At 71.1% G+C, this 7,389-nt stretch carries 7 protein-coding genes; all 7 read left to right on the top strand.

The window, feature by feature from the left end:
• Position 1: 1 nt before the first annotated feature.
• The 7 genes from ACFYWM_RS37045 to tyrS all read left to right on the top strand — a co-directional run bounded on the left by ACFYWM_RS37045 (position 2) and on the right by tyrS (position 6,785).
• On the top strand, positions 2–1,153 hold the full coding sequence (locus tag ACFYWM_RS37045; RefSeq protein WP_389923980.1) for an acetylornithine transaminase: 1,152 nt from the start codon (positions 2–4) through the stop codon (positions 1,151–1,153).
• Positions 1,143–2,153: an ornithine carbamoyltransferase gene (argF, locus tag ACFYWM_RS37050; RefSeq protein WP_389923950.1), complete on the top strand. Its 1,011-nt coding sequence runs from the start codon at positions 1,143–1,145 to the stop codon at positions 2,151–2,153. The genes ACFYWM_RS37045 and argF overlap by 11 nt, the downstream gene beginning before the upstream one ends.
• Before the next feature lie 5 nt (positions 2,154–2,158).
• Positions 2,159–2,665 carry an arginine repressor gene (locus tag ACFYWM_RS37055; RefSeq protein ID WP_389923953.1) on the top strand — a complete coding sequence of 169 codons (507 nt, stop codon included), beginning with the start codon at positions 2,159–2,161 and terminating at the stop codon, positions 2,663–2,665.
• A 73-nt stretch (positions 2,666–2,738) separates the two neighbouring features.
• Positions 2,739–3,008 carry a hypothetical protein gene (locus ACFYWM_RS37060; RefSeq protein WP_389923956.1) on the top strand — a complete coding sequence of 90 codons (270 nt, stop codon included), beginning with the start codon at positions 2,739–2,741 and terminating at the stop codon, positions 3,006–3,008.
• Positions 3,009–3,049: 41 nt separating this feature from the next.
• Positions 3,050–4,468, top strand: coding sequence for an argininosuccinate lyase (gene argH / locus ACFYWM_RS37065; RefSeq protein ID WP_389923959.1), 1,419 nt, complete (start codon positions 3,050–3,052; stop codon positions 4,466–4,468).
• Positions 4,469–4,585: 117 nt separating this feature from the next.
• Positions 4,586–5,236, top strand: coding sequence for a DNA-3-methyladenine glycosylase (locus ACFYWM_RS37070; RefSeq protein WP_389923962.1), 651 nt, complete (start codon positions 4,586–4,588; stop codon positions 5,234–5,236).
• Between the two features lie 280 nt (positions 5,237–5,516).
• Positions 5,517–6,785 (top strand): tyrosine--tRNA ligase, encoded by a 1,269-nt coding sequence (gene tyrS / locus ACFYWM_RS37075; protein ID WP_389923965.1) that lies wholly within the window; start codon positions 5,517–5,519, stop codon positions 6,783–6,785.
• Positions 6,786–7,389 lie beyond the last annotated feature (604 nt).

Consider the following 7,389-nt stretch of genomic DNA (forward strand, 5'->3'; position numbering starts at 1 on the left):
CATGCCCAACTACGGCGTGCCCCCGGTGGCACTGGCCCGGGGCGAGGGCAGCAGGGTCTGGGACGTCGACGGCCGCGAGTACCTCGACCTGATCGGCGGCATCGCGGTCAGCTCGCTCGGCCACGCCCACCCCGCCCTGGTGGAGGCCGTCTCCCGGCAGGTCGCCACGCTCGCCCACACCAGCAACCTCTTCCTGCACGAGCCCGAGGTGCTGCTCGCCGAGCGCCTGCTCGGCCTGCTCGGCGTCCCGGCCAGGGTGTTCCTCACCAACTCCGGGACCGAGGCCAACGAGGCCGCCCTGAAGCTCTCCCTCAAGTACGGCAAGACCAACGGCCGCACCTACTTCGTGGCCGCGGAGAACGGCTTCCACGGCCGTAGCCTGGGCGCGCTCGCCCTGACCGGCAAGCCCTCCATCCGCGACCAGTTCGGGCCCTTCTCGATCGACGTCCGCTTCGTCCCGTACGGTGACGCCGACGCGCTCAAGAACGCGGTCACCGGCGAGTGCGCCGCGGTCTTCCTCGAACCCACCCAGGGCGAGGCGGGGGTCGTGCCCCCGCCCGAGGGCTACTTCACGGCCGCCAGGCAGATCTGCGACGCCACCGGCGCGCTGCTGGTCGCCGACGAGATCCAGTCGGCGATCGGCCGCACCGGGCACTGGTTCGCCCACCAGCACGAGGGCGTCCTGCCCGACGTCCTCACCCTGGCCAAGGGCCTCGGCGGCGGCATGCCGATCGGCGCCTGCGTCGGCTTCGGCGCGGCGGGCACCGTCTTCGCCCAGGGCGACCACGGGTCCACCTTCGGCGGGAACCCCGTCTCGGCCGCCGCCGCGCTCGCCGTGCTCGACACCATCGACGGCGACGGCCTGCTGGAACACGCCCGCACCGTCGGCGCCGAGCTCGCCGAGGGCGTCGCCGCGATCGACCACCCGCTGCTCGCCGGCGTCCGCGGCCGGGGCCTGTGGCGGGCCGTCGTGCTGACCGGCGCCCGCTCCGCCCAGGTCCAGGCCGCCGCCCAGCGCGCCGGCTTCCTGGTCAACGCCCTCCAGCCCGACGCCGTACGGCTCGCGCCCCCGCTGGTGATCACCTCCGCCCAGGTCGCGACCTTCGTGGCCGCGCTCCCCGCCATCCTCGACGAGGCCGCAGATGCCCAGTAACCTCGCCGGAAACGCGCACGTCAGGCACTTCCTCAGGGACGACGACCTCTCTCCCGCGGAGCAGGCCCAGGTGCTCGACCTGGCCGAGGCCGTGAAGAAGGACCGCTACGCCTACCGTCCCTTCGAGGGGCCGCAGACCGTCGCCGTCCTCTTCGACAAGCACTCCACCCGCACCCGCGTCTCCTTCGCGGTCGGCATCGGCGAGCTCGGCGGCCTCCCGCTGATCCTCGACGCCGGGTCCTCCCAGATGGGCCGGGGCGAGTCGATCGAGGACACCGCCCGGGTCCTGGAGCGCCAGGTGGGCGCCATCGTGTGGCGCACCTCGGGCCAGGAGAGGATCGAGGCCATGGCCTCGGCGTCCTCGGTGCCGGTGGTCAACGCCCTCACCGACGAGTTCCACCCCTGCCAGATCCTCGCCGACCTGCAGACCGTCAGGGAGCACTTCGGCAGGACCGCGGGGCTCACGCTGGCCTACTTCGGCGACGGGGCCAACAACATGGCCCACTCCTACCTGCTCGGCGGGGCCGTCGCGGGCATGCACGTGCGGGTCTCCGCCCCCGCCGGATACCTGCCCGACCCGGAGATCCTGCGGCGGGCCGCCGAGGTCGCCGCGGGGACCGGCGGCTCGGTCGCCGTCCTCGCCGACCCGGCCGAGGCCGCCGAGGGCGCGGACGTGCTCGCCACCGACACCTGGGTCTCCATGGGCCAGGAGGGCAAGGAGCAGCGGATCGCCGACCTCATGCCGTACCAGGTCAACGCCGCGCTGGTGAGCCTGGCCGCCCCCGGAGCCGTCGTCCTGCACTGCCTGCCCGCCTACCGCGACCTGGAGATCACCGCAGAGGTCCTCGACGGCCCGCGGAGCCTGGTGTGGGACCAGGCGGAGAACCGGCTGCACGCCCAGAAGGCCCTGCTGCACTGGCTGGTCGCCGTGGCGGGCCGGGAGGCGTCCCCCGGCACCGGGTACGGCTCCTCGCGCGGCGACGCGTCCGGAGGCGGGTGACCCGCATGACGATCCCGATGACCAAGGTCGCCCGCCAGGCACGGATCACCGACCTCCTGCAGCGGCAGCCGGTCAGATCCCAGCCCGAGCTGGCCAAACTCCTGCTGGAGAGCGGTGTCGAGGTCACCCAGGCCACCCTCTCCCGCGACCTGGACGAGCTCGGCGCGCTCAAGCTGCGCGCCGAGGACGGCTCCCTGGTCTACGCCCTGCCGGGGGAGGGCGGCGGCCGGATAAGGCTCGCCAGGCTCGGTACCGGCGAGTCCCCCGACGCCCGGCTCGGCAGGCTCGCGGAGGAACTCCTGGTCTCCGCCGAGGCCTCCGCCAACCTGGTCATCGTCCGCACGCCGCCGGGGGCCGCGCAGTTCCTCGCCTCCGCCATCGACCACGCCGACTGGGAGTCCATCCTCGGCACGGTCGCGGGGGACGACACGATCCTCGTCATCAGCCGCGACCCGATGGGCGGGGCGGCGGTCGCGGAAGGGCTGCTCCGGCACGCCGACCGACGTATCTAGCCCGCTCCGGCGGGCTGTTCGACGGCATCCGACAGACACCTGTGACCGACAAAGATCTTGGAGATACCCCATCATGACCGATCGAGTGATGTTCGCGTTCCCCGGAAGCCCGGACGCCTCCGTCGCCGAGGCTCCGAAACACGTCATCGGCGAGATCCGGACGACCCCGCACGGCGGCCGGGCCACCGTCATCGGGCGCCGCTCCGAGGTCTCCCTGTACGACTTCGGCCTCGCGGCCCACGACACCGGCGAAACCCTCGGCCGGCCCCTGGCAAAGGGCTTCGCCGGGCCGTGGAGCCTGCCCGCCAGGATTGCCTCCGCCCGGGACGCCCGGCTGAGCTGATTGGGCTAAGGTCGCGGATTGAATGGGGAGGGAGAACAACGGTGACTGATGGTGGCAAGCCCATGAGGCTGTGGGGCGGCCGGTTCGAGGGAGGTCCGGCCGACGCGCTGACCAGGCTCTCGGTGAGCGTCCACTTCGACTGGCGGCTGGTGCCGTACGACCTGCTGGCCTCGCGCGCGCACGCCAGGGTGCTGCACCGCGCGAACCTGCTGAGCGACGACGAGCTGGCGCGCATGATCGGCGCCCTGGACGACCTGGAGCGCGCCTGCAAGGAGGGCGAGTTCCGGCCGACCGTCGCCGACGAGGACGTCCACACCGCGCTGGAGCGCGGCCTGCTGGAACGCCTCGGCACGCTCGGCGGCAAGCTGCGGGCCGGTCGCAGCCGCAACGACCAGGTCGCCACCGACCTGCGGCTCTACCTCCGTGACCACGTCAGGCACATCGTGTCCCGGCTGGTGGAGCTGGAGACCGCGCTGATGAGCCAGGCCGAGGAGCACGCCGAGACGGCCGCCCCCGGCATGACCCACCTGCAGCACGCCCAGCCGGTCTCCTTCGGGCACCAACTGCTGGCGCACGTGCACGCCTTCGCCCGCGACATCGACCGCCTGCGCGACTGGGACCGGCGCGCGGCCGTCTCCCCGCTGGGCTCGGGGGCGCTGGCCGGGTCCTCCCTGCCGCTCGACCCGCAGGCCGTGGCCAGGGAGCTGGGCTTCGACTCCGCCGCGCCCAACTCGATGGACGCCGTCGCCGACCGCGACTTCGCCGCCGAGTTCCTGTTCGACGCGGCGATGATCGGCGTGCACCTGTCGAGGCTGGGCGAGGAGATCGTCCTGTGGGCCTCCCAGGAGTTCCGCTGGATCGAGATGGACGACGCCTACTCCACCGGCTCGTCGATCATGCCGCAGAAGAAGAACCCCGACGTGGCCGAGCTCGCCCGGGGCAAGAGCGGCCGTCTCATCGGCAACCTCATGACGCTGCTGACGACGCTCAAGGGCCTGCCGCTGACCTACAACCGCGACCTGCAGGAGGACAAGGAGCCGGTGTTCGACTCCGTCGACAGCCTGCTGCTCGTCCTTCCCGCCATGGCCGGGCTGGTCGCGACCATGCGGGTCAACACCGCGAAACTGGAGGCCTCGGCCCCCGACGGGTTCGCGCTCGCCACCGACCTGGCCGAGCTGCTGGTCCGCAGGGGCGTCGCCTTCCGCGAGGCCCACGAGGCGGTCGGGCACCTGGTCGTGTGGTGCCAGGTCAACGACAAGGACTTCGGCGAGCTCACCGACGAGGAGCTGGCCAAGGTCTCCCCGCACTTCACGCCCGACTCCCGCGAGGTCCTCTCGGTGCCCGGCGCGCTGGCCGCCCGCAAGGCCCACGGCGGTACGGCACCCGACCGGGTCCGTGACCAGCTCATCGCGCTGCGTGAGACCGTCGACGCCCAGGCCGCCTGGGCGAGCGGAAGCTGATGCCCGGGGCCGCGGGGGTGCCGGGTCACGCTCGCGGGGGCGGCGTCCGGGAAACGGGCGACTCCCTCGCCGTACGTATACCGAGCGATTCCCGGCCGCTCGTCAAGGGCCCGGGCGATGACCGCTGACGAGCACGGCGGGCGACCGCCCGCCGCGTCCGCGCCGCTGGCACGCGACTTCTTCGACCGGCCCGCCCACGAGGTCGCCCCCGACCTGCTCGGACGGGTGCTCATGCACGGGCCGGTCGCGTTGCGCCTCACCGAGGTCGAGGCGTACGGGCTGCCGGGCGAGGATCCCGCGTCGCACACCTACCGGGGCCGGACGCCGCGCAACGCGGTGATGTTCGGCCCGCCGGGCCACCTGTACGTCTACTTCACGTACGGCATGCACTTCTGCGCCAACCTCACCTGCCTGCCCGAGGGGGTCGGCTCCGGGGTGCTGCTGCGGGCCGGAGAGGTGGTCTCCGGTGTCGAGACCGCCCTGGCCCGCCGGAACGCGGGAGGCGCCCGTCCCGTCAGGGAGACCGACCTCGCCAGGGGACCGGCACGACTGGCGGTGGCGCTCGGCTTCACCCGCGAGCACGACGGGCTCGACGCCTGCGGCCCCGGATCACTCTCCGTGGTCGAGGGCGAGCCGGCCAAGGCGTCGTCCGTCCTGTCGGGGCCGCGCACCGGGGTCTCGGCGGGCAAGGAGACGCCGTGGCGCTTCTGGATCGACGGCGAGCCCACGGTCTCCCCGCACCGCCCGCATGTCCCGCGCCGCCGGTAGATCGCTTGCCTTCGGCAGATCGCGCACCGTCGGCAGATCGCGTACATCCGGTAGGTCACGCTCTGTGAGTAGGTTGCGTATCTCCGGTAGATCGCATGTTTTCGGTGGAAACGCGTACATCCGGTAGCGCCGCGCCTGTCGTGCCCTCGTTCCCCAGCCCGCCCCTCTCTCGCTGGTCGCCTCGAGCGGGGGGAGGGTTTCGAGTGGCGCGACAGTGCCGTGATCGGGCAGGGTGTACGAGAGCGCTACATGTCACTTCGAGCATTGGAAAGCAAGGATCGTGACCGACATTCTGGATGACCTCGCCTGGCGCGGCCTGATCGCGCAGTCCACCGACATCGACGCCCTGCGCGCGGCGATGGCCGAGGGTCCGATCACGGTCTATTGCGGCTTCGACCCGACCGCCCCCTCCCTGCACGTCGGCAACCTGGTCCCGCTGCTGACCCTCACCCGCCTGCAGCGGGCGGGCCACCGGGCCATCGGCCTGGTGGGCGGTGCGACGGGCCTGATCGGAGACCCCAGCGGCCGGAGCACCGAGCGCTCGCTCAACTCCTCCGACGTCGTGGCCGAGTGGGTGGCGCGGATCCGCGTCCAGGTGGAGAAGTTCCTCGACTTCTCGGACGAGAAGGCCGGGATCCTCGTCAGCAACCTCGACTGGACGGAGGGCATGTCCGCGATCGACTTCCTGCGCGACGTCGGCAAGCACTTCCCGGTCAACCGCATGCTCGCCCGCGAGTCGGTCTCGGCCCGGCTGGGCGGGGAAGGGCTCAGCTACACCGAGTTCAGCTACCAGATCCTGCAGGCCAACGACTACCTGGAGCTGAACAGGCGCCACGGCTGCACGCTCCAGATCGGCGGCAGCGACCAGTGGGGCAACATCACCGCGGGAACCGACCTCATCCGCCGGGTGACGGGCGGCCACGTGCACGCCCTCACCGTGCCGCTGATCACCAAGGCCGACGGGACCAAGTTCGGCAAGACGGCCGGCGGCGCGGTCTGGCTCAACCCGGAGATGACCTCCCCGTACGCGTTCTACCAGTTCTGGCTGAACGCGGACGACCGTGACGTGGTGAAGTTTCTCAAGATCTACAGCTTCCGGTCCCGCGAGGAGATCGAGGGACTGGAGAAGGCGGCCGCCGAGCGGCCCGCCGGGCGCGAGGCGCAGCGGGCGCTCGCCGAGGAGTTCACCACGCTGCTGCACGGCGCCGACGAATGCGCCGCGGTGATCGCCGCCTCGGCGGCGTTGTTCGGCCAGGGGTCCCTGGAGGAGCTGCCCGCGCGCACGCTGGGGGAGGCCCTCGCCGAGGTGCCGCGTGCGGAGGTGTCCGCTCTGGGGGCGTCCTTCGTCGACCTGCTCGCCGAGAGTGGCCTGGTGAAGTCGAAGTCGGAGGCTCGCCGCGCGGTGAAGGAGGGTGGCGCCTACCTCAACAACGTCAAGGTCACCGACGAGGCGTACGTGCCGTCCGCCGACGACCTGCTCCACGGACGCTTCCTGGTGCTGCGCCGCGGCAAGCGTTCCGTCGGCGGTGTCGAGATCGTCGCGCCCTGATCCCTCCTTCGCCCATCGTTCTGCCCCGCGCGGTTCTCCGCATCGCTCGGGTTCTCCCCGCCATCCTGGTGTTCCGCCAGGTCAGCGGGACGATTCAAGGCAACCGACGCCCCGGCCCGGGCCGGGGCGTCAACCGTCTCACCGCGTAACATTCCGGTAGCAAACGCTCCTGGTTTCCTTAAGGAACCGCTCTGACCTGCGGTTTTGTCGAGCGCGGCTGATTTGACGATGTTCCGAGAGGCGCATAATCTTTCCAATGCCCCGGAGCGAGCCGGACGCCGATCGGCGGACGGGCCCAGGGCCACTCCACCTGAACGAACCTGAGCGTTCGGACTCCGCGTAGGTCACCGGAAAATTGGTTGATTCGCTGTGTCCCGGATGGCACGGTAGCTTCAGGGGGTCGCCTCGGAAGCGAGGCAGCGGAAATCCTAGCAAGTTTGCAGGTTTTGTGACAAACGGCTGATAGCTAGCAATTTGACACAATCTTGACAGGCCTGTACGGTTTAAATACGAAATGGAACGCCCCGGAGTTCGGGCCTGGCTGATCGGCTGGGTTTGGGTGATGGTGTACGCGTCCGTTTCTTGAGAACTCAACAGTGTGTTA

Origin of the sequence: Streptosporangium sp. NPDC002721, assembly GCF_042888905.1 — a bacterium.
Lineage (GTDB): Bacteria > Actinomycetota > Actinomycetes > Streptosporangiales > Streptosporangiaceae > Streptosporangium.

Bases quoted from the DNA above. Each gene is read 5' to 3' on its own strand.
- ACFYWM_RS37055 (WP_389923953.1), top strand. From the start codon at position 2,159: ATGACGATCCCGATGACCAAGGTCGCCCGCCAGGCACGGATCACCGAC.
- ACFYWM_RS37045 (WP_389923980.1), top strand. From the start codon at position 2: ATGCCCAACTACGGCGTGCCCCCGGTGGCACTGGCCCGGGGCGAGGGC.
- argF (WP_389923950.1), top strand. From the start codon at position 1,143: ATGCCCAGTAACCTCGCCGGAAACGCGCACGTCAGGCACTTCCTCAGG.
- ACFYWM_RS37060 (WP_389923956.1), top strand. From the start codon at position 2,739: ATGACCGATCGAGTGATGTTCGCGTTCCCCGGAAGCCCGGACGCCTCC.
- ACFYWM_RS37070 (WP_389923962.1), top strand. From the start codon at position 4,586: ATGACCGCTGACGAGCACGGCGGGCGACCGCCCGCCGCGTCCGCGCCG.